Here is a 21216-nt window from a genome sequence, read left to right on the forward strand (position 1 = left end):
CGGGCGCGGCGCCCGGGCGGCAGCGCGCCTTCGAACATTGCGGGAGGTAAAGGAAATTGACGACGAAAACGACCGTGACGGTCGTCGGAGCGGGACTTGCGGGCAGCGAAGCGGCTTGGCAAATCGCCGCGCAAGGCGTTCCCGTCACGTTATACGAGATGCGGCCGCAGCGGCAGACGCCGGCGCATCATACGAGCCAATTCGCCGAGCTGGTGTGCAGCAACAGCTTGCGGGCGAACGGGCTGACCAATGCGGTAGGCGTGTTGAAGGAAGAAATGAGGCGGCTCGATTCGCTCATCCTGTCGGCGGCGGATCGCCACGCGGTGCCCGCGGGCGGAGCGCTTGCGGTGGACCGGGACGGGTTTTCCGGCGAGGTCACGGCAAGGCTGCGGGAGCACCCGCTCGTGACCGTCGTGCAGGACGAGGTGACGCGAATCCCGCAGGACGGCATCGCGGTCATCGCCACGGGGCCGCTCACGTCGCCGGAGCTTTCGGAGCAAATCCGGGAGCTGCTCGGGGAAGAGTACTTTTATTTTTTCGACGCCGCCGCTCCGATCGTGGAGAAGGATTCTATCGACATGAGCAAGGTGTTCCTCGCGTCGCGGTATGACAAGGGCGAAGCGGCCTACTTGAACTGCCCGATGAACGAGGAGGAGTTCGAGATTTTTTACGAGGCGCTCACGACGGCCGAAACGGCGGAAGTGAAGGACTTCGAGAAAAGCATGGTGTTCGAAGGCTGCATGCCGATCGAGGTGATGGCCGGGCGCGGCAAGCAGACGATGCTGTTCGGGCCGCTCAAGCCCGTGGGACTGATCGATCCGCGAACGGGCAAGCAGCCTTACGCGGTCATCCAGCTTCGCCAGGACAACGCGGCGGGCACGCTGTACAACCTGGTCGGGTTTCAGACGCATCTGAAATGGGGAGAGCAGAAACGGGTGTTCTCGCTTATCCCGGGGCTCGAGAACGCCGAATTCGTGCGCTACGGAGTCATGCACCGCAATACGTTTTTGAATTCGCCGAAGCTTCTCCGCCCGACGTACCAGTCCAACGTCCGCGAAACGCTGTTTTTCGCGGGGCAAATGACGGGCGTCGAAGGCTATGTCGAGTCCGCGGCTTCGGGACTTGTCGCGGGCATCAACGCGGGAAGGCTCGCCCGGGGGCTGGCGCCGGTCGTACCGCCCCAGGCGACGACGCTCGGCAGCATGTCGCATTACATTACGACCGCGGATTTTCGCCATTTTCAACCGATGAACGCCAACTTTGGCTTGTTTCCACCGCTGGAGCGGCGAATTCGCGGCAAAAAGGAAAAGAACGAGGCCATTGCGGCCAGGGCGCTCGAACAAATCGAAAGCTTCAAGTCCGAATTGGCAAGCGGCGCCGGTTTCGCGACTTGAACAAGGCAGAAGGCAGCGGAAGCGAACCCGCTGCTTTGCCGCGTTACTCGGACCGTTATCATTCGGGCGGCCACGGGCTCGAATGCCATGCCGCCATTCATGCAAAGGAGCGATAGGGATGGATATGAGCTTTCACGCCACGACGATTTGCGCGGTGAGGCATAACGGAAAAGGCGCGATCGCCGGCGACGGGCAAGTCACGTTCGGCAACAGCATGGTCATGAAGCACACCGCCAAGAAGGTGCGCCGGCTGTACCGGGGACAAGTGCTGGCCGGATTCGCGGGATCGGTCGCCGACGCGATTACGCTGTTCGAGAAATTCGAGGGAAAGCTCGAGGAGCATCACGGCAATCTGCAGCGGGCGGCGGTGGAGCTCGCGAAAGACTGGCGTTCCGACCGCGTGCTGCGCAAGCTCGAGGCGATGATGATCGTCGTGGACGCGACCGGAATGCTGCTCCTTTCCGGCAACGGGGAAGTGATCGAGCCGGACGACGGAATTCTCGCGATCGGTTCCGGCGGGAGCTTCGCGCTGGCGGCGGCTCGCGCCCTGCAGCGGTTCTCGCCCCAACTGGAAGCGAAAGAAATCGCGCGCAACGCGCTGCAAATCGCCTCGGAAATTTGCGTGTATACGAACGACAACCTGATCGTCGAAGAAATTTGATTTGCGAAAGCGAGGGAACAGGGGATGAATGGACAATTTACGCCGCGCCAAATCGTCGCCGAACTGGATAAATACATTGTCGGTCAAAAGCAGGCCAAGCGCTCCGTCGCGGTCGCGCTTCGCAACCGGTACCGGCGAAGCAAGCTCCCCGAAGCGCTTCGCGACGAGGTCGTGCCGAAAAACATATTGATGATCGGACCGACGGGCGTGGGCAAGACGGAAATCGCGCGCAGGCTCGCGAAGCTGGTGCAGGCCCCGTTCATCAAGGTCGAAGCGACGAAATTTACGGAAGTCGGCTATGTCGGACGGGATGTCGAATCGATGGTTCGCGATTTGGTCGAAACGGCCATTCGCATGGTCAAGGAAGAACGGATGGAGAAAGTGAAGGACAAGGCGGAGCAGGCGGCGAACGACCGGCTGGTCGCGCTTCTCGTTCCTTCGAACGCGAAGCCGAAGCCGCAGCGCAACCCGTTCGAAATGCTGTTCGGGGCGGGCAGGCCGGGCAGCAGGAAGAAGCGGAGCCGCAGGATCCGTCGCTCGCGACCAAGCGTAGCGAAGCCAAGGCGAAGCTTGCCGCAGGCGAGCTGGAGAACGAGCTCGTGGAAATTGAAGTCGAGGACGCCGGCCCTTCGATGATGGATCTGTTCGCGGGAACGGGCCAGGAACAGATGGGACAAAACATGCAGGAAATGTTCAGCCAGTTCATGCCGAAACGCCGCAAAAAACGCAAGCTCACGGTAAAGGAAGCAAGGAAGGTGCTTGCGGTCGAAGAAGCGGGCAAGCTGATCGACATGGACGACGTCATTTCGGAATCCGTCGGCAGGGCGGAACAGGCCGGCATAATCTTTATCGATGAAATCGATAAAATTGCAAGCGCAGGCCGCGGCCAAGGGCCGGACGTTTCGCGCGAAGGGGTGCAGCGGGATATTCTCCCGATCGTGGAAGGCTCAACGATCATGACCAAATACGGGCCCGTGAAGACGGATTACATTTTGTTCGTTGCCGCCGGCGCCTTTCATATCGCCAAGCCGTCCGACCTCATTCCCGAGCTTCAGGGCCGCTTTCCGATCCGGGTCGAGCTGTCGAGCCTGACCGACGAAGATTTCGTGCGCATTTTGACCGAACCGGAGAACGCGCTGACCAAGCAGTATGTCGCGTTGCTGTCGACCGAAGGAATCGAAGTCGAGTTTACGCCGGAAGCGATCGCGGAAATCGCAAAAATGGCGCAGGACGTGAATCGGAACACGGAAAACATCGGCGCGAGAAGGCTGCACACGCTGCTGGAGAAGCTGCTTGAAGATCTGTCTTTCGAGGCGCCGGAGCTCTCGCTCGGCCAATTTTCCATTACTCCTGAATATGTGAGGGAAAAATTGTCAACCATTGCAAGCAACCGGGACTTGAGCCAGTACATTCTTTAAGGCGTTGCTTGTCGTTATGTAGGAGGATACAAAAAGATGACGTTGCTCGGAAAAACCCGTACGCTGAATACGCTGCTTCAAAAGGCGGCGGGAAAACCGCTTAACTTCCGCGAGATGGCGGAGGTGCTGGGCGAGACGCTGCAGGGCGGCGTTTTCGTCGTCAGCAGAAGGGGAAAAGTGCTCGGGGCCGCCCCGTCCCAGGACTTTCCCGAAGCGTGGCTTAGGCAGGAAGAATCAGACGAATTGCGGTTTCCGAACGAGACGAACGATCGATTTTTGCGAATCGTCGAAACGGAATCCAACGCTTCCCCGTCTGAAATGCTCGTTCCGGTAGAGGCCGCGTTCAATGGTCAAATCGTGACTATCGTCCCGATTATCGGCGGCGGAGACCGCCTGGGGACCCTTGTTCTCGCCCGGGAAAACCGGCAGTTCGGCGATGACGATCTCATCCTGGCGGAGTATGGCTCGACCATTATCGGGATGGAAATTTTGCGCGAGCGGGCCGAAGAGCGGGAGCTGGAGGCGCGCGGGAAAGCAGTCGTTACGATCGCGGTCAATTCGCTTTCGTTCAGCGAGCTTGAGGCCGTGGAGCATATTTTGGAGGAATTGGAAGGCAAGGAAGGGCTTCTCGTCGCTTCCAAAATCGCCGACCGCGCCGGCATTACGCGATCCGTCATCGTCAATGCGCTGCGCAAGCTGGAGAGCGCCGGAGTCATCGACACGCGATCGCTGGGCATGAAAGGCACCTATATCCGCATATTGAACTCCCGATTGCAAGATGAGCTGGCCTCGCGAAAACTTTAAATCCTTATAAAAAAAGTCCTAATTTTCGGAATTAGTCCAATCTTGTTCCTAAGATTAGGACTTTTTTCTTATTGTCACATTTCACTCTGTCGGAGATGATTGTTCTTAGAAAATTTTAATTTGTCATCTCCTGGCGCTTGATTGGGACGAATGACGAATTAATTGTCGAATCAAGCAGGAAAATGTTAGTCGATGTTGAATTAAAAAATTGGCCGATAAAATCGAGAAAGGTGGTGGCATTATGGATTTATTGAGCGGCGCTTCGTTTCAAAGGCTCGAAGGAGCCGTCAAAGCCGCTACTCTCCGGCAGCAGGTGCTGGCCAACAACATCGCCAATGTCGATACGCCGAATTTCAAGCGGTCCGACGTTGTGTTCGAGGAACTGTTGTCGCAGGCTATGGGAACCGGAGCGGAACAGGGCATTTCCGGCATCCGGACCGATCCGAGACATATCCCAATCGGGGCATCGGGCGCCATTCCGGCCGCGCAGGTCGTAACGGACGGCACGACGGCCATCACCAATAGCTTGAACAACGTCGATATCGACAAGGAAATGTCCACGCTCGCAGCCAATCAGCTTCGCTACAACCTGATGATTCAGCAGATCAACCACGACATTTCGATGTACCGGATCGGCATCAAGGGGCAATGATAGCGGTGCGAATCGAAGAAGGAGGCATGACAATTGAAGCTTGCGGGATTTGATATCAGCGCGACCGCCCTCACGGCTCAGCGATTGAGAATGGATGTCATATCGTCTAACATTGCCAATGCCGAAACGACGAGAGCCTCATATGTCAATGGGGAATTTGTCCCATATCGCCGTAAAATGGTCGTCGTCGAACCGAGCGAAACGAGCTTTAGCGATATGCTGAACAATCAACTCGGAACGCTCGCCAATCAAGGAGTCAAAGTGACGGCGATCACCGAAGACCAGACTCCGTTCAAGACGGTGTACAACCCTTCTCATCCGGACGCGAACGCGGACGGAATGGTGAGCATGCCGAACGTGGATATTTTGAAGGAAATGGTCGACATGATTTCGGCAACGCGTTCCTACGAAGCGAGCGTTACGGCGCTCAACGCTTCCAAAGCGATGTTTACGAAGTCGCTGGAAATAGGGCGCGGCTAACGCCCGGAACGGCGGCGCTTGAACATCATCCGGAAGACAGGAGGGACGAACGATGATTCAAAACCATTTGATCGGGGCAGTGGGGCAAGCGGCATCCGGCATTCCCTTCGCGAGCAAGCCGACGACGACGCCAGCGGAGGCGACGGAGAGCTTTGCCTCATTTTTGAAATCGGCGCTGGACGGCGTTGCCGCCCAGGAAGCCAACGTACATAAAGTAAACGACGCTTTTATTATCGGCGAAGCCGACGTAAACGAAGTGATGATCGCTGCTTCCAAAGCCTCGCTTAGTTTGGAGCTGACTTCCCAAGTCCGCAACAAGGTGATAGAAGCCTACCAGGAAATTATGCGGATGTCGGTATAGTCGCGCCATTTTGTTGCAGCAAAGCTAGCAGTGAGGTGAAATCGTGAGCGAGAGATGGGCCCGGATCCGGGAGAAGTGGTTAAGCTTTTGGAACCAGTACAGCAAGAAGCAGAAATGGATGCTGGCTTCATCGGCTGCTTTTTTGGTCATTACGATCATTGTATTGACTTACGTATTTACGAGGACCGAATACGAGCTGGCGTTTCAGGATTTGGACAGCGCCGATGCGGCGGCCATTACCGAGTATTTGGACGGAAGCGGCATCCCGTACAAGCTTGGCAGCGGGGGCACGAGCATTTCCGTTCCGAGCGCCGACGCCTCCAAAGTCAAAATCGCCGTTGGCTCCCAAGGTCTCGTTCAAAACGGTTCGTTGGGTTTTGCGGAGATGAGCAACAACTCGTCGATGATCGGCACGACCGATCAAGAGTTCGAAGTCAAGTATCGCAACGCCCTGAACGGAGAGATTCAGCAGCTGCTGCTCGGCATGCAAGGCATTCAGAAGGCGAAAGTGCTTGTCAATCTCCCCGAAGAGAGCGTCTTTCTGAACGATTCGGAACGCGAACGCGCCACCGCGTCGGTCATGCTGACGTTCAAACCGAGCTTCCGCCCTTCCCAGGAGGAAATCGACAGCTACTTCAATCTGGTCAAGACTTCCGTCCCGAATTTAAGCGTGGAAGACATTACCATCACGAGCCAAAATTCGCAGCTCACCCCGTCCGCCGCGATCGGCGGAACCGGCGCGGTCAGCGGAACGCTTCTCGACCAGCAGTTCGAAGTGCAGCGCAAATTCGAGAACGGGATCAAAAACAATATCCAGCAATTCCTCTCCACGCTGGTCGGGATGGACAGCATGGTCGTCAGCGTCGTATCCTCGCTTAATTTCGACCAGAAGACGATGCAGGAGCAATTGGTTCAACCGTTGGAAAACAACGACAACCGCGGCATCATCATCAGCGAGTCCAACACGTCGGAAAGCTACGAAGGCACCGACGGCGCAGCTGGCGGCGTAGCCGGTACGGGAGAGACCGACATTACGAATTATCCGTCCGGAGGCGGTTCGACGGGAACGACGAGCGAACGGACGTCCACGACGACGAACTACGAGCCGAGCCGGGTCACGACTAACACGACGTTCGCCCCTTACCAGGTCAAGGACCTGTCCGTCAGCGTCGCGCTCGATTCTTCGAAGGTGACGCCGGAAACGCAGCAGGCGATCCAACAAAAGCTGGTCAACGACGTGCGCACGCTGTTGGCCGATTCCGGACAAGACTTGTCCGCGGAGGCGATGGCAAACCGGGTCTCCGTCATTACGCAGACGTTCGATGCGGCCGCAGACGAATCGTCCGGCATTTCGGCATCGACCTATTGGCTGGCGGGCTTGGGCGTTCTGGCGCTCGCGCTGCTCGCAGGCGGCGGATATTTCGTTTACCGCAGACGCAAAGCCGCTCGGGAAGCCGAAGCGGTGCCTGAAGATGTGCCGCGCGTCGAACTTCCGACGATCGACATCGACAGCGTTTCGAGCGAAAGCCAAGTTCGAAAGCAGCTGGAAGGATTGGCCAAGCGCAAGCCGGACGAATTCGTCAATTTGCTCCGGACGTGGCTTGTGGATGAATAGAGGTGGCGGGTTATGGCTAAAACGGGTCAGTATCAATTAAGCGGAAGGCAGAAAGCGGCCATTCTGCTCATTACGCTCGGGCCGGAAGTATCCGCTCAAGTGTTCAAGCATTTGCGGGACGACGAGATCGAGCAGCTGACGCTCGAAATCGCCAACGTCCGCAAAGTCGATTCGATGGAGAAAGAGCAGATTTTGGCGGAGTTCCATCAGATCTGCATCGCGCAGGAATACATTTCGCAGGGCGGCATCGCGTATGCGAAGGAAATTCTGGAGAAGGCGCTCGGTTCGCAGAAAGCGAGCGACATTCTCAATCGTTTGACGGCTACGCTGCAGGTACGGCCTTTCGATTTTGCCCGCAAGGCGGAACCGACGCAAATTTTGAACTTTATTCAAAACGAAAACCCGCAAACGATCGCGCTTGTGCTTTCCTACTTGCAGCCCGATCAATCCTCGGCCGTGCTCTCGTCGCTTCCGCAGGACAAGCAGGCGGACGTGGCGAGAAGGATCGCCCTGATGGACAGCACGTCACCGGAAGTGATCGCCCAGGTCGAACGGGTCCTGGAGCAAAAGCTGTCGGCGACGGTAACGCAGGATTACACGAACGCCGGCGGCATCGAATCGATCGTGCAAATTTTGAACGGCGTCGACCGGGGGACGGAGCGGACGATTTTGGACGCGCTGGAAATCCAGGACCCGGAGCTCGCCGAAGAAATCAAAAAGCGGATGTTCGTGTTCGAGGACATCGTCAATTTGGACAACCGCTCGATCCAGCGCATTATCCGGGACATCGAAAATGCCGATTTGCAGCTCGCGCTCAAGGTCGCCAGCGAGGAAGTGCGCGAAGCGATTTTCCGCAACATGTCCAAACGCATGTCGGAAACGTTCAAGGAAGAAATGGAATACATGGGGCCGGTTCGGCTTCGGGACGTCGAGGAAGCGCAGACGCGCATCGTAGCGACGATCCGCAGACTGGAAGAAGCGGGCGAGATCATTATCGCTCGAGGCGGAGGCGACGATATCATTGTCTAATCTGATCAAATCCTCCCATGTCATACCGTTGGAAGATTTGAAACGAATCGAGCTGCTGCGAAAGGCAACAAGTCCCAAAAATATTTCAGATTCCGACAATGCGAACGAAGGAGATTCGACGATTGATGTCGAAACAGTGTCGTTAAGGGATCAAATTTTGCGGGATGCCGAGCAAACCGCGGAACAAATCATTGCCGAAGCTCGCGAAACGGCCGACCGGCTGCGATCGGAGGCTCAGGAGCAGGCGGATGTCTGGTGGCAGCAACGGCGTCAGGAAGACGAACAAGTCGTGGAACAATCGCGAGCGGCCGGTTACGACGCGGGCTACGCGCAGGGCGCGGAGGATGCGGAGCGCGCGGTACGCGGCGAATGGGAGTCCAGACTCCAGGACGCGGGAACTATCGTTCGTCAGGCCTATGCGGCCAAAGACGATATCATCCGGGACGCAGAGCATTTCCTTGTCGAACTAAGCTGCAAAATCGCCGAGAAAGTGCTTGCCCGCCAGTTCGAGCAGCAGCCCGAGCTGACGATCGAGCTGATCAAGAAAGCTTTGACAAGGCGAAAGGAACAGGGCGTGATCACGCTGTGCGTCGCGCCGTCGCAATTCGCCTTTGTCCGGGCGTCGAAGGAAGAACTTGCGCTTTTGGTCGATTCCCAGGCGGAGCTGCAAATCGTCCCCGACGTTTCGGTCGCCGAAGGCGGCTGCGTCATTCGTTCCTCCTTCGGGAGCATCGACGCCCGAATCGACACGCAGATGGCTTCGATAAGACAAGAGCTGCTTCGGGTGGCGGCCCAATCTTCCGAGGAGAGGGAAACCGATGAGCAGAACGCTTGACGCTTCCAAGTATTCGGAGGCGCTGCAGCACTTGGACCCTGTCAAGGTCAACGGCAAGGTGACCCAGATCATAGGTCTTACGGTGGAGTCCGAAGGGCCTGACGCAGGCATCGGCGACGTATGCACGATTCATCCGCTGAAGGGCGGAGAACCGATTTTGGCCGAAGTGGTCGGATTTCGCGACAATCGAGTGCTGTTGATGCCGTTGGGCGATCTGCATTCGGTCGGCCCGGGTTGCGAAGTCGTGACGACGGGCAGGCCGCTGACGGTGCAGGTCGGGTCCGAACTGCTCGGCAAAGTGCTGGACGGGCTCGGACGTCCCCTTGACGGAAGCCGGCTGCCCGGCCGAATGGCGCATTATTCGACCCATAACAGTCCCGGCAATCCGCTGCTCAGGCCGCGCGTCGTCGAACCTCTCGGAACCGGCGTCCGCTGCATCGACGGGTTGCTGACGGTCGGACAAGGCCAGCGCGTCGGGATCTTCGCGGGATCCGGCGTCGGAAAAAGCACGCTCCTCGGCATGGTCGCCCGCAACACGTCGGCCGACGTCAATGTGATCGCGCTCGTCGGCGAACGCGGCCGCGAGGTGCTCGAATTCATCGAGCGGGACCTCGGCCCGGAAGGGCTCGCGCGTTCGGTCGTCGTCGTGGCGACGTCCGATCAGCCGGCGCTGATCCGGATCAAGGGCGCGCTGATCGCCACCACGATCGCCGAATATTTTCGCGATCGCGGGCTGAACGTCATGCTGATGATGGATTCCGTCACCCGCTACGCGATGGCGATGCGCGAGGTCGGACTCGCCATCGGCGAGCCGCCGGCTACACGCGGCTACACGCCTTCGGTTTTCGCTTCGCTGCCGAAGCTGCTGGAACGGGCCGGCACCGGCCCGAACGGATCGATTACCGCCTTCTATACGGTACTCGTCGACGGCGACGACATGAACGAACCGATCGCGGATGCGGTCCGCGGCATTTTGGACGGTCATATCGTGCTCAGCCGGCAGCTCGCGAACAAGGGACATTTTCCCGCGATCGACGTGCTGGCGAGCGTCAGCCGGGTCATGAAGGACATCGTTTCCGGCGAGCAGCAGGACGCGGCGGAACAGCTTAAGCGATTGCTCTCTATTTATAAAGATTCGGAAGACCTGATCAATATTGGGGCGTACCAGCGCGGATCGAATCCGGAAATTGATAAATCGATCCAGTTTATCGACTCGATCAACCGGTTTACCCGGCAAAAGACGACCGAAAAAGTCACGCTATCGGAAGTTCAGGAGCGTTTGGTCATCGATTTTTACAAGAGATGAGGTCATGATGGGTGAAATTTCGTTATCCTTTGCAAAAGATCGTCGATCTGAAGGAAAGCGAGAAGTCGATGGCTGAATGGGAGTACGCTTCCGCAATCGGAAATCTTCGCAAGGAAGAGCACATGCTGGAAACGCTGCGAAGGGAGAGGGAGGAAGCCGAACGCAGGCTGTTCGAGCAAGCCCAACGACCGACGGCGCTGTCCGAATTGCAGCGCATGCAGCAGACGATCGAATGGCTCGACAAAGGGATCCGCAAGCAGATCGAAATTGTCCGCCAGGCCGAAAGGCAAACGGCCGAACGAAGAGACCGGCTAACCGACAAAATGGTGGACGAAAAAGTCTGGCACAATGCGAGAGACAAGGCGCTTCAGCGTTTTCGCCATGAAGCTTTGCAGCGCGAACAGAACGAATTGGACGAAATGGCGATTATGCGCTCGGCCGCGGCCGCCCGCGGTTGATAGAGCCGGAGGCCGCAACCCGAGTCGAATGGTTGAAAGGAAGGGGATAACGTGGCGAATGCAGACGTGGAAAAAAGCGGGTATTCCGGTTTCGAGCGGTTCCTCTTTTTTCTGACCCCCATATTGTTTACGGCTGTATTATTAGGCATTTTGCTTATCGTGTTCAACCCGAACTGGCGCCAGGGGGCGCTTGAAGTCGGCAACAAAATCCCGCTTTTGAACGCGGTGCTCCCGGAACCTTCGGGTGCAGCGGAAGGCGGGGGAGAGGTCGATACCGACCAGCTCACAGTTGACAATGCAAAGGAGAAAGTTGACGAACTAAGGGCTCAGCTCGCCGAGCAGGAAGCGGCATTGCAGCAGACGACGGCGCAGGCGACCGCCCAGCAGCAGACAATCGCAAACCTGGAAGCCCAAATCGCGGCGCTGACCGAACAAAACGAGCAGCAGGCGATCACGGCGGAGGAATACGAGGCGCGCATTCGATCGCTGGCGGATATGTACGGGAAGATGACGGCCAGCAAGGCGGCTCCGATTCTGGAAAGCATGACGCTCGAAGAAGCGGCGCTCGTTCTCGGAGCGATGAACGATAACGCCCGCGGCCGGATTCTGGAAAGGATGACGCCCGCCGTCGCGGCCGAAGTGACGACCCGGCTGAAAGACGCCGATTCGGTGGCGGATCAGCAAATCGCGGCGCTGCAGGCGAGAATCCGGGAGCTTGAGCAGCAAAGCAATTCCGATACGTCGACGCTCGATACGGCGCAGCTGAAGCAGACGTTCACGTCGATGGATCCCGCCAGCGCGGCCAATCTGTTGCTGGAAATGGCGTCGACGGATCAAAGCAAGGCGCTGCGCATTCTGGGAGCGCTTGAAGATGCGACGCGCTCGAGCATTTTGTCGGCGATGTCCTCCTTGTCGACCGAAGACAACAAAACGGCGGCAAGCTTGATTGCCAAGCTCATGCCCGCAAATCCATAATTGGTAGCTTCATCCCGCTGGATGCCTTCGATTTCTCGAGGAAGGAGGTGAGATTATGGCTATGAACGTTAATTTATTTCCGACCGTGACCGGGACTGCGAATTCGGCAGGCGGAAGCGGGGCATCGCAAGGAAGCGGATCGGGCAAGGCGACGAACGCCGGCGGATTCGCGGGAGCGCTTGTCGAAGCGATCGGCGGCGAACCGGCGATCGAATCCGGAACTCAGGCGATGCCGATTAGCGCGGCTTTGCTGTTCGGGACGCTGACCGAAGCGGCCGATTCGTCCGATCCGTCGGGAGAGAAGGCGGAAGGCGAAGTCGATGCATCCGCTTTGCTTTCGCTTCTGGGAGAGCTTATCGCGAAATTGCAAGCGTCGCTTCAAGGCGATCAAGCGGAGAGCGATAGCGAGCAACATCAGGAAAACGCCGATTTGCTGGCGGCGATCCAGGCGTTTCTCGTACAGTTGCAGCCCGCGGCGACGGTCGATCCCGACGCTTCCGGAATTCCGCTGAACGGACAGGCTGGCGAAGCCGAAATTGCAGCGCTTCCGGATGACGTGCTGTCGGCATTGCTTGTCCGGTCGGAACAATTGTCGAAGCAGCTCGACGGAAAAAACGTTACGCCGGGGACGGCCGCGCAGTTTGCGGACCAAGTGATGAAGGCGGCGGCTATGTTGTCGCAAGCGGACGCCGCGAAGAACGCGGTTGTCGCGGGCCCTGCCCAGGATGTTTTGCCGGACGTTCCGGGTACGCCGGAAACGGCGCAGGAGCAACCGGGCAAAACGGCGCCTTCTTTATCGGACGCAAATTCGGCGAAAGCAGCGAGCGTCGCCGACGGCATCAAGTCCGCAGTCGAATCGCCGGAAACGGCATTGCAGCGGCAACCAGTCGCCGAGGCGGCGAATCCGCCGGAAACGGGGCGCAAAGTCGCGGCATTCCGCGAGCCGTTTGTGATGTGGAATTGGGCCGCCGAAGCGGACGCCGAATTGCCGGATTCGAACGCGGCGATCGTAAGCGGCGCGACCGAAGCCGGGCAAGCGGACAATGAAGCGAATTCGTTTGCGTTGCCGCTGTTCAACGGGGCTTCCGGCGCGGTAAAAGAAGCCGCCGTGCAGCCAAGCGTTCCGACCCAGGTGCCCGTTCAGCAGTTTGCCCGCGAAATCGGAGGCTTCCTCGTCAAGCAATTCGTCCTGCTCAACGGCAACGGAATGACCGAAGCGAAAATTTCGCTGCATCCCGAGCATTTGGGACATGTCGACGTCCGGATCGTCATGCAGGATGGGCAAATGACGGCGCAGTTCGTCGCTCAGAACGAGTCGGCCAAAGAGCTGATCGAAAATCAGCTGGGCTTGCTTCGCACCTCGTTGCTGAATCAGGATATTCGGGTCGAGCGCATCGAAGTCACGGTGCAGCACGCGGAATTGCAGGATCCGGCAGCGTACCAGGAGCAAGAGCGCCGCGAATCGAACTCGGGCCGCGATAGCGGCGGTTCCGCCGGGACCGGCGGGGACGCTTCCCTTGAAGACGCAGGCGAATTCGAAGAGGAACTTAATCGTTCGAGCGGTTTAAGGGAGGCCGGCTACGGCAGCTCGCTGAACGTGACCGCATAAACGAACGAAGGGGGTGAAGCGAGTGGCTTCCAGCAGCGTCGGCACGACGAACGTTTGGCCGTACTATTCCTCGCAAAACGTGCAAAAGGCCGTTTCGCGAAACACTTCGTCGGAGCTGGGCAAGGACGAATTCCTTAAAATTTTGATCACGCAGCTGTCCAATCAGGATCCTTTGCAGCCGATGGACAACGCGCAATTCATCTCCCAAATGGCGCAATTTTCCTCCTTGGAGCAGATGATGAACGTCGCGACGCAAATGCAGGCTTTGCGCTATTCTCCCAGTCTTTCTTCCGGCGTAATCGGCATGCAGGCGGAGTGGTACTCCACGAACAGCGACGGTTCGACCGAAGTCAAATCGGGAATCGTGGAGTCGGTCGTCATGAGGGACGGCGTTCCGTACGCCAAGATCGGGACGGACGAAGTCGAAGTCGAGAAGCTGACTTCCATCGCGTTCCCGACGGCAAACGAGGACGACGGCGAAACGACGGAGAGCGCCTCATGACCGATCGGATGCTCATCGGCCATTTGACGCCGGGGCCGGCCGGATTGCTGAAAGGCAGCCGTCCTGAAGCCGCTTCGCCGGAGCGGAGCGATTTGACCGGCAACAAGGGGCGAACGAGCTTCAAGCAGCTGCTGGCGAGGGAACAACTGCATTTCAGCCAGCACGCGGAACAGCGGCTCCTGCAAAGAGGCATCGTTTTGCAGCCCGAGCAGCTTGACCGGATCGCAAGCGCGGTCGAGCAAGCCGCGGCAAAAGGCGCGAAAGATTCTCTCGTTCTTTACCGGGACATCGCCATGATCGTCAACGTGCCGAATCGCACGGTCGTCACGGCCATGGACGGCAGTTCCATGAAAGACCACATTTTCACGAAAATCGACAGCGCGGTCGTTGTCGCCTAAGACGGGGCTGGACCTTCGATAGGAGGCCCCTGACCGCAGAACGACGGAAGCGGTCATACACATTCGGGAGGTTGAAGGGACAAATGATACGTTCCATGTATTCCGGAGTATCCGGGATGAGAGGCTTTCAAACGAAGCTGGATGTCATCGGCAACAACATCGCGAACGTCAACACGACGGGATTCAAATCCGGCCGCGTCATGTTCCAGGACATTTTGAGCCAAACCGTTGCCGGAGGCACGACGCCCGACGCCGGTACGATCGGCGGGGTCAACCCGCGTCAAATCGGTCTTGGCGTGACCGTATCTTCCATCGATACCGTTCATACGCCGGGCAGCGCCCAGACGACGAACGTGCCGACCGACCTTCGAATCGACGGCGACGGCTTTTTCGTTGTCAGCGCGGACGGCACCGACGCCACCGCCTTCCTGACGCGGGCGGGGAACTTCTCGGTCGATGCGGAAGGATACTTGGTGAACGCGGATGGCATGTTTGTCATGGACGCCGGCGTGGGCGGCCCCATTCAAATCGATCCGGCCACTTACGTTGCGTTCACGATTGAGTCGGACGGAAGCATAACGGGGACGGACGTCGACGGCGAAACCGCGGATATCGGCGTGCAAATCGGGATTGCCAAAGTGAGAAACCCGAACGGTCTCGAGAAAGCCGGAGGCAACCTGTACCGGCTGACGCCTTACGCCGATCCGGATGACCTTGCTACGATCACGACCACCGCCGGAGACGCCGGAAGAGGAACGCTCGTTCCCGGTCAGCTTGAAATGTCCAACGTCGACCTGACGAACGAATTTACCGACATGATCGTCGCCCAGCGGGGCTTCCAGGCGAACTCCCGGATCATCACCACTTCCGATTCCATTCTGGAAGAGGTCGTCAACCTGAAACGGTAATTAAAGCATCTCCGGGGAGGGCGCGATCCTCCCCCCCCGGAGATACGGGAGGACCCTTATGATCTCCGTCACCCGTTTGAACGGAACTTCATTTTACGTCAATGCTTTGCTGATCGAAACGATCGAACAAACGCCGGATACGCTCATTACCCTTACGACGGGAAAGAAGTACATCGTGATGGAAAATTCTTCGGATGTGATCCGGTCCATCCGGCAATATTTGCGCAGTATCGGCGCGCTTGCGGCGGTCGCGGGACCGGCTTCGGGCGCGCAAACGGAGGGAGCTACGTCATGAGAAAAATGTTGCCTTGGCTCGTTTCGCTATTGCTAGCGATTACGCTCATCGCCATCGTTGTTCTTTATTCTTGGTCCACTTTATTCGGAGGAACGGATTCGAGCGATCCGGAAAAGCAGGCTCAAGAGAGCGTGGAGAACGTCCAGGCTGAACCGATGTCCGCCGACGAGATTATCAAGGTCACATCCGAATTGAACGATATTAAGACGAACATTGCGGATACCAATTACGTGGTGTCTTTCAGCTTCTCGTTCCAGCTGGACTCCGAAGCCGCAAAGGAAGAATTCGACAAAGTGAAAGAAACGAAGATCAAAGCGCTCGTCAATCGCGCCTTATGGCAGCTGGAGCCGGAAGAGCTGAGCGGAACGGCCGGCAAGGACCGTTTGACCGCCGATCTTCTTAACGATATCAATCCCGTTCTCACCAAGGGCAAGCTGACCCAGGTCGAGGTAACCAACTTTATTATGACGCCAATTTGAACCTAGCCGTTTCGCACATTCCATCGGAAAGGGGTGAGAAGATTGGTAGACGTCCTTTCGCAAAACGAGATTGATGCGCTGCTAGCCGCGCTATCCTCCGGAGAAATGGATGCCGAAGAGCTCAAAAAGGAGGAAGCCCAGAAGCGGGTTCGCGCTTACGATTTCAAACGGGCCGTGCGGTTTTCCAAAGATCATATCCGCAGCCTCACGCGCATACACGAGAACTTTGCCCGGTATCTGACAACCTACTTTTCCGCGCAATTGAGGACATTCGTTCAAATCAATGTCGTGCAGGTGGAACAGCTTCCGTATGACGAATTCATCCGTTCCATCCCGAAAATGACGATCTTAAACATCTTCGAGGCGGAACCGCTTGAAGGTCGGATGGTTCTCGAGGTTCACCCCAATGTCGCGTTCGCCATGCTGGATCGCCTTTTGGGCGGGGCCGGTTCGGCTCCCAGCAAAATCGGCAGCCTGACGGAAATCGAGAACATCATCATGGAGAAAATATTCAGCCGGGCGCTGGAGACGCTGCAGGAAGCTTGGAAAACCGTCGTGGACCTGGAGCCGCGGCTCGAAGCGCTCGAAACGAATCCGCAATTCATGCAAATCGTTTCTCCTAACGAGACGATCGCGCTCATTTCCCTCAGCACGAAAATCGGCGATACGACCGGGATGATCAATTTGTGTATCCCGCACGTCGTGATCGAGCCCATTATGTCGAAGCTGTCGGTTCATCATTGGTTCGTTTCGCAGAAAAAAACGAGAGCGCCGGAAGAAGTCCATATGCTGGAGCAACGGGTGCATAAAGCCAAGCTGCAAATTATCGCCGAATTGGGCAGCTCGCACATATCCGTGAACGAGTTTCTGAATTTGGCCGTCGGCGATGTCATTACCCTGCAGAAGGGGACAGACGCCGGGCTGGAAATCAAGGTGGGCGGCAAGCTGAAGTTTGTCGGCAGCCCCGGAACCGTTCGCGACAAAATGGCCGTTCAAATCGACGAAATCGTCAGCGAAGGAGTGGAAGAAATCGATGACGAGTAAAGATTACTTGTCGCAAGAGGAAATCGACGCGTTGCTGCGCCAGTCTTCCGGAGGCGACGATAGCGCGCCCGCGTCCGGTGACAGCGCCGAGCTTAAAGTGGAGGATTATTTATCGCCTTTGGAGCAGGATGCGCTGGGCGAAATCGGCAACATTACGTTCGGCAGCGCCGCGACCGCGCTGTCCACGCTGCTCGGCAAAAAGGTAGACATCACGACGCCGACGGTGTCGATGATTCACCGCGCCCAGTTTATCGACGAATTCCCGCGGCCGCACGTTGCGGTCCACGTTCACTACGTCGACGGGTTTGAAGGCATCAATTCGCTCGTCATTCGTTCGCACGACGCGCAGGTCATCGCCGATTTGATGCTGGGCGGGGAAGGCAATGTGACCACGGAAGAGCTGAACGAAATCCATATCAGCGCCGTGCAGGAAGCGATGAACCAAATGATGGGCTCTTCGGCGACGTCGATGTCGACGATCTTTAACCGTTTCGTCAACATTTCGCCGCCGGGCATCGACATTATGGATGTGAAAAGCGGAGAAGGCCTGAACAACATTCCTCCCGAAGAAGTGTTCGTCAAAGTGTCGTTCCGGCTCAAAATCGGCGACCTGATCGACTCCACGATCATGCAGCTGCTTACCGTCAAGTTTTCGAAAGAACTGGTAAGCTCGCTGATGGGCGCGTCTTCCGCGGAATCTTCTCCTCCGCCCAAGCCGCCGGCAGCCGCCGTGCCTCCGTCGCCTCCGCCGCAGCCGCAAGCGCCGCCGCAGCACTCGGCCCCGCAGCCGGCAAGCAGACCGAGCTTCGAGGAGCCCGTGCAGGCACACCCTCAATCGCTTGGGGGAAGCGTCGGGATGAATCGGAACGTGAACGTCCAGCCCGTACAGTTTGCCAACTTCCAAGGTCCGGGCGTTCATGGAGACGAGACCAACTTGAACTTGCTGTTGGACATCCCGCTTAAGGTAACGGTCGAACTCGGCAGAACGAAGAAAGAAATCAAGGAGATTTTGGAATTGTCCCAAGGTTCGATCATCGAGCTGGACAAGCTCGCGGGCGAGCCGGTCGACATCCTCGTCAACAACAAGCTGATCGCCAAAGGCGAGGTCGTCGTCATCGACGAAAACTTCGGGGTCCGCGTAACGGACATCGTCAGTCAATGGGATCGCGTTCATAAAATTCAATGACTCTAGTGGGAGGAACCTCAAATGGCTAAACGGATTTTGATAGTTGACGACGCTGCGTTCATGCGGATGATGATTCGCGACATTTTGACGAAAAACGGGTACGAGGTCGTCGGGGAAGCGCAGGACGGCGCGCAGGCGATCGAAAAATATAAGGAGCTGCAGCCCGATTTGATCACGATGGACATTACGATGCCCGAAATGGACGGCATCGCCGCTTTGAAGGAAATCCGCAAAATCGATGCCAACGCCAAAGTGATCATGTGCTCGGCAATGGGCCAGCAGGCGATGGTTATCGATGCCATTCAGGCGGGGGCGAAAGATTTTATCGTTAAGCCGTTCCAGGCGGATCGCGTTATCGAAGCCATTACGAAGACGCTCGGCTAACCCCGGGAGACATTCGCATGTCAAACGGATGGATGGCCGCCGATATGCCCGGCAGCTCGCCCTGGGATTTGGTGCGCATCGTGGTCGTGCTGGTTCTCATCGTCGGCTTGATCATCGTGCTGCTCCGTTTTGTCGGCAAGCGCAATCGCGGCTGGTGGATGAATCGATCGCTGCGCTCGTTGGGCGGACTCGCGGTCGGGACGAACAAATCGATTCAAATCGTAGAATGGAACGGTCGGATTTACGTGCTTGGCGTAGGCGAGAACGTAACGCTGCTGGAAGGGATTACGGATCCGGAACTGGTCGCGGAGCTTCTCGACAAGCATGAGAGCGAAAACGCAACCCCGGATATCGCCATGCCCGCGTTTCTGAAGCAATGGGTATCGCGGCGCAAAGCGGAGGAGCCGCCTGCGGCCGACGATCCGGGCGCGGCGAAGCGAATCTTCGAGCAGACGCTGGAAGAACGGATGCGCGAGCTTTCGCAGCGTCGCCAGAAGGTGGAGCAGCTGCTGGATGACGGCGACTCCGGAAATCGGACGGATAAAACATGACCAAAAAATTGATTTACAGCTTTCTGATGTTGCAAGCGGTTTGGCTAACGGCCGGCGTTCCGGCTTTCGCAACGGATTCATCGATCGTCGACATCAACTTGAGCGGAGGCGAGGAAAGCGTCGGCGTTTCGGCGCTTTCGCTGCTGCTGCTCATTACCGTGCTAAGTCTGGCTCCGGCTATTCTGGTTCTGATGACCAGCTTTACGCGTATTGTCATCGTTCTCGGATTTGTCCGGACATCCCTCGGTACGGCGACGATGCCGCCGAACCAGGTGCTGATCGGTCTTGCGCTGTTTTTGACGCTTTTCATCATGTCTCCGACCTTGTCGCAGGTCAACGAACAGGCGCTGCAGCCTTACCTGGCCGGGGAAATGACGCAAACGGAGGCGCTGGAGCAGGCCGCCGTTCCGATGAAGGAATTCATGTACAAGCATACGCGGGAAAAAGACCTGCTGCTTTTCATGAATTACACGCAAACCGAAAGGCCGGAAACGTTTCAGGATATTCCGCTTACCGTGCTTGTGCCCGCCTATGCGATAAGCGAGCTGAAGACGGCGTTTCAGATGGGATTCATGATTTTCATCCCGTTTCTCGTCATCGACATGGTTGTCGCCAGCACCTTGATGGCCATGGGGATGATGATGCTGCCGCCGGTCATGATCTCGCTGCCGTTCAAGATTTTGCTGTTCGTCCTGGTAGATGGTTGGTATTTGGTCGTCCAGTCGCTGTTAACCAGCTTCCAGACGTAGAGTAGCTTGACGCAAGTATTGGGGGAAAAGCAATGAGTTCCAATTTCGTCATCGGCTTGGCAGGGCAGGCGCTGTTCGTCATATTGAAAGTCAGCGCGCCGATGCTCGGCCTGGGGTTGATCGTCGGGTTGATCATCAGCATCTTTCAGGCGACGACCCAGATTCACGAGCAAACGCTGGCCTTCATTCCCAAAATCATCGCCGTTTTCGTTGCCGTGCTCGTGTTCGGACCGTGGATCTTAAACACGCTGGTCGACTTTACCGAACAATTGCTTGGCAATCTGGCGAGCTATATCGGATGATGTCGTATGGAACAAGCGATGCAGTTGTTTCCGGCGTTTTTGCTTGTTTTATGCCGCATCAGTGCGTTTATGGTCGTCGCTCCGGTATTTTCGACCCGGACGATTCCGAATACGTTTAAAATCGGGCTCGCTTTTTTTATCTCGATTATCGTATTTTTAAACGTCGGCTTCGACGACCGGGTTACGGCCGATGCAAATTACATACTTGCAATTTTGAAAGAGGTTTTGGCGGGGCTCGTCATCGGCTTTGTCGCTTATTTGTTTTTTTCGATCGTTCATACTGCCGGTTCTTTCATGGACATGCAAATGGGACTTGGAGTGGCCAATATCGTCGATCCGTTGACGGGAGTATCGGCGCCGATTCTCGGCAATCTGAAATTTATGCTTATGGTTTTGGTTTTTTTAAATATAAACGGCCATCATTATTTGCTTTCCGCCATAATGGAGAGCTACCGCTGGCTGCCGCTCGACAATCATTTTTTTCAAACGGTATACGGAGGCAGTTTGACGCAATTTTTGGCCCGGACGTTTGCGGATACGTTTTTGCTTGCATTGCAAGTAGCGGCTCCCCTTGTCGTGGCAATGTTTCTGACGGACGTAGGTCTCGCTTTGCTCACGAGAGCGGCGCCGCAGTTCCATATTTTCGTTATCGGGATTCCGATCAAAATATTGCTGGGACTTGGGGTTCTAATTTTGCTGATGCCCGGAATCGGCATCGTGTTTCAAATGTTGTTCGATCAGATGTATAACGCGCTGGAAAAGCTGTTCGTCATTTTGCAAAACGGCGAAACGTAAACGCAACGCTTTGAAGGAGGTGCTTT

25 protein-coding genes and 1 pseudogene are annotated in these 21216 nt (G+C 56.9%); all 26 read left to right on the forward strand.

Annotated elements, in window-relative coordinates; genetic code table 11:
* Positions 1-56: 56 nt before the first annotated feature.
* Positions 57-1394 carry an FADH(2)-oxidizing methylenetetrahydrofolate--tRNA-(uracil(54)-C(5))-methyltransferase TrmFO gene (trmFO, locus tag JW799_RS20700; protein ID WP_205431498.1) on the forward strand — a complete coding sequence of 446 codons (1338 nt, stop codon included), beginning with the start codon at positions 57-59 and terminating at the stop codon, positions 1392-1394.
* A gap of 118 nt (positions 1395-1512) precedes the next feature.
* Positions 1513-2055: an ATP-dependent protease subunit HslV gene (hslV, locus tag JW799_RS20705; RefSeq protein ID WP_080839948.1), complete on the forward strand. Its 543-nt coding sequence runs from the start codon at positions 1513-1515 to the stop codon at positions 2053-2055.
* A gap of 24 nt (positions 2056-2079) precedes the next feature.
* Positions 2080-3473 (forward strand): annotated as a pseudogene (gene hslU / locus JW799_RS20710) (ATP-dependent protease ATPase subunit HslU).
* Positions 3474-3509: 36 nt separating this feature from the next.
* Positions 3510-4277 carry a GTP-sensing pleiotropic transcriptional regulator CodY gene (codY, locus tag JW799_RS20715; RefSeq protein WP_080839945.1) on the forward strand — a complete coding sequence of 256 codons (768 nt, stop codon included), beginning with the start codon at positions 3510-3512 and terminating at the stop codon, positions 4275-4277.
* Between the two features lie 241 nt (positions 4278-4518).
* Positions 4519-4929 carry a flagellar basal body rod protein FlgB gene (flgB, locus tag JW799_RS20720; protein WP_080839944.1) on the forward strand — a complete coding sequence of 137 codons (411 nt, stop codon included), beginning with the start codon at positions 4519-4521 and terminating at the stop codon, positions 4927-4929.
* A gap of 33 nt (positions 4930-4962) precedes the next feature.
* Entirely contained in the window at positions 4963-5409 is a 447-nt protein-coding gene (gene flgC / locus JW799_RS20725) for a flagellar basal body rod protein FlgC (RefSeq protein ID WP_205431500.1), read from the forward strand.
* A 52-nt stretch (positions 5410-5461) separates the two neighbouring features.
* Positions 5462-5770: a flagellar hook-basal body complex protein FliE gene (gene fliE / locus JW799_RS20730; protein ID WP_080839940.1), complete on the forward strand. Its 309-nt coding sequence runs from the start codon at positions 5462-5464 to the stop codon at positions 5768-5770.
* A gap of 43 nt (positions 5771-5813) precedes the next feature.
* Complete coding sequence (gene fliF / locus JW799_RS20735; RefSeq protein ID WP_080839938.1) at positions 5814-7385, forward strand: flagellar basal-body MS-ring/collar protein FliF; 1572 nt, start codon at positions 5814-5816, stop codon at positions 7383-7385.
* A 12-nt stretch (positions 7386-7397) separates the two neighbouring features.
* Positions 7398-8414, forward strand: coding sequence for a flagellar motor switch protein FliG (gene fliG, locus JW799_RS20740; protein WP_080839936.1), 1017 nt, complete (start codon positions 7398-7400; stop codon positions 8412-8414).
* A complete protein-coding gene (locus tag JW799_RS20745; protein WP_080839934.1) occupies positions 8407-9249 on the forward strand; it encodes a FliH/SctL family protein in 843 nt (280 codons plus the stop codon). The genes fliG and JW799_RS20745 overlap by 8 nt, the downstream gene beginning before the upstream one ends.
* Positions 9233-10555, forward strand: coding sequence for a flagellar protein export ATPase FliI (gene fliI, locus JW799_RS20750; protein WP_080839932.1), 1323 nt, complete (start codon positions 9233-9235; stop codon positions 10553-10555). The genes JW799_RS20745 and fliI overlap by 17 nt, the downstream gene beginning before the upstream one ends.
* Before the next feature lie 11 nt (positions 10556-10566).
* The gene (gene fliJ, locus JW799_RS20755; RefSeq protein ID WP_139787308.1) at positions 10567-11013 is read left to right on the forward strand and encodes a flagellar export protein FliJ; all 447 of its coding nucleotides are present in this window, start codon (positions 10567-10569) and stop codon (positions 11011-11013) included.
* Positions 11014-11064: 51 nt separating this feature from the next.
* Positions 11065-11988 (forward strand): MotE family protein, encoded by a 924-nt coding sequence (locus JW799_RS29750; protein WP_080839930.1) that lies wholly within the window; start codon positions 11065-11067, stop codon positions 11986-11988.
* Positions 11989-12043: 55 nt separating this feature from the next.
* Positions 12044-13597, forward strand: a complete 1554-nt coding sequence (locus JW799_RS20765) for a flagellar hook-length control protein FliK (protein ID WP_080839928.1) — start codon at positions 12044-12046, stop codon at positions 13595-13597.
* A gap of 22 nt (positions 13598-13619) precedes the next feature.
* Positions 13620-14099, forward strand: a complete 480-nt coding sequence (locus JW799_RS20770) for a flagellar hook capping FlgD N-terminal domain-containing protein (RefSeq protein WP_080839926.1) — start codon at positions 13620-13622, stop codon at positions 14097-14099.
* A complete protein-coding gene (locus JW799_RS20775; RefSeq protein WP_080839925.1) occupies positions 14096-14497 on the forward strand; it encodes a TIGR02530 family flagellar biosynthesis protein in 402 nt (133 codons plus the stop codon). Before JW799_RS20770 ends, JW799_RS20775 begins: the two co-directional genes overlap by 4 nt.
* A gap of 83 nt (positions 14498-14580) precedes the next feature.
* On the forward strand, positions 14581-15405 hold the full coding sequence (flgG, locus tag JW799_RS20780) for a flagellar basal body rod protein FlgG (protein WP_080839923.1): 825 nt from the start codon (positions 14581-14583) through the stop codon (positions 15403-15405).
* Positions 15406-15463: 58 nt separating this feature from the next.
* Positions 15464-15700, forward strand: coding sequence for a flagellar FlbD family protein (locus tag JW799_RS20785; protein WP_080839921.1), 237 nt, complete (start codon positions 15464-15466; stop codon positions 15698-15700).
* Positions 15697-16179, forward strand: a complete 483-nt coding sequence (locus tag JW799_RS20790) for a flagellar basal body-associated FliL family protein (RefSeq protein ID WP_205431502.1) — start codon at positions 15697-15699, stop codon at positions 16177-16179. Before JW799_RS20785 ends, JW799_RS20790 begins: the two co-directional genes overlap by 4 nt.
* Positions 16180-16221: 42 nt before the next feature.
* On the forward strand, positions 16222-17223 hold the full coding sequence (gene fliM / locus JW799_RS20795) for a flagellar motor switch protein FliM (protein ID WP_080839917.1): 1002 nt from the start codon (positions 16222-16224) through the stop codon (positions 17221-17223).
* Positions 17213-18409 carry a flagellar motor switch phosphatase FliY gene (fliY, locus tag JW799_RS20800; protein WP_080839915.1) on the forward strand — a complete coding sequence of 399 codons (1197 nt, stop codon included), beginning with the start codon at positions 17213-17215 and terminating at the stop codon, positions 18407-18409. Before fliM ends, fliY begins: the two co-directional genes overlap by 11 nt.
* Before the next feature lie 21 nt (positions 18410-18430).
* Positions 18431-18793, forward strand: a complete 363-nt coding sequence (locus JW799_RS20805) for a response regulator (RefSeq protein ID WP_080839913.1) — start codon at positions 18431-18433, stop codon at positions 18791-18793.
* Between the two features lie 17 nt (positions 18794-18810).
* The gene (locus tag JW799_RS20810) at positions 18811-19344 is read left to right on the forward strand and encodes a flagellar biosynthetic protein FliO (protein WP_080839912.1); all 534 of its coding nucleotides are present in this window, start codon (positions 18811-18813) and stop codon (positions 19342-19344) included.
* Positions 19341-20093, forward strand: a complete 753-nt coding sequence (gene fliP / locus JW799_RS20815; RefSeq protein WP_080839910.1) for a flagellar type III secretion system pore protein FliP — start codon at positions 19341-19343, stop codon at positions 20091-20093. The genes JW799_RS20810 and fliP overlap by 4 nt, the downstream gene beginning before the upstream one ends.
* A gap of 32 nt (positions 20094-20125) precedes the next feature.
* Positions 20126-20395 carry a flagellar biosynthesis protein FliQ gene (gene fliQ, locus JW799_RS20820; RefSeq protein WP_080839908.1) on the forward strand — a complete coding sequence of 90 codons (270 nt, stop codon included), beginning with the start codon at positions 20126-20128 and terminating at the stop codon, positions 20393-20395.
* A gap of 6 nt (positions 20396-20401) precedes the next feature.
* Positions 20402-21190 carry a flagellar biosynthetic protein FliR gene (fliR, locus tag JW799_RS20825; RefSeq protein ID WP_080839906.1) on the forward strand — a complete coding sequence of 263 codons (789 nt, stop codon included), beginning with the start codon at positions 20402-20404 and terminating at the stop codon, positions 21188-21190.
* Positions 21191-21216 lie beyond the last annotated feature (26 nt).

Origin of the sequence: Cohnella algarum (assembly GCF_016937515.1) — a bacterium.
Classification (GTDB): domain Bacteria; phylum Bacillota; class Bacilli; order Paenibacillales; family Paenibacillaceae; genus Cohnella; species Cohnella algarum.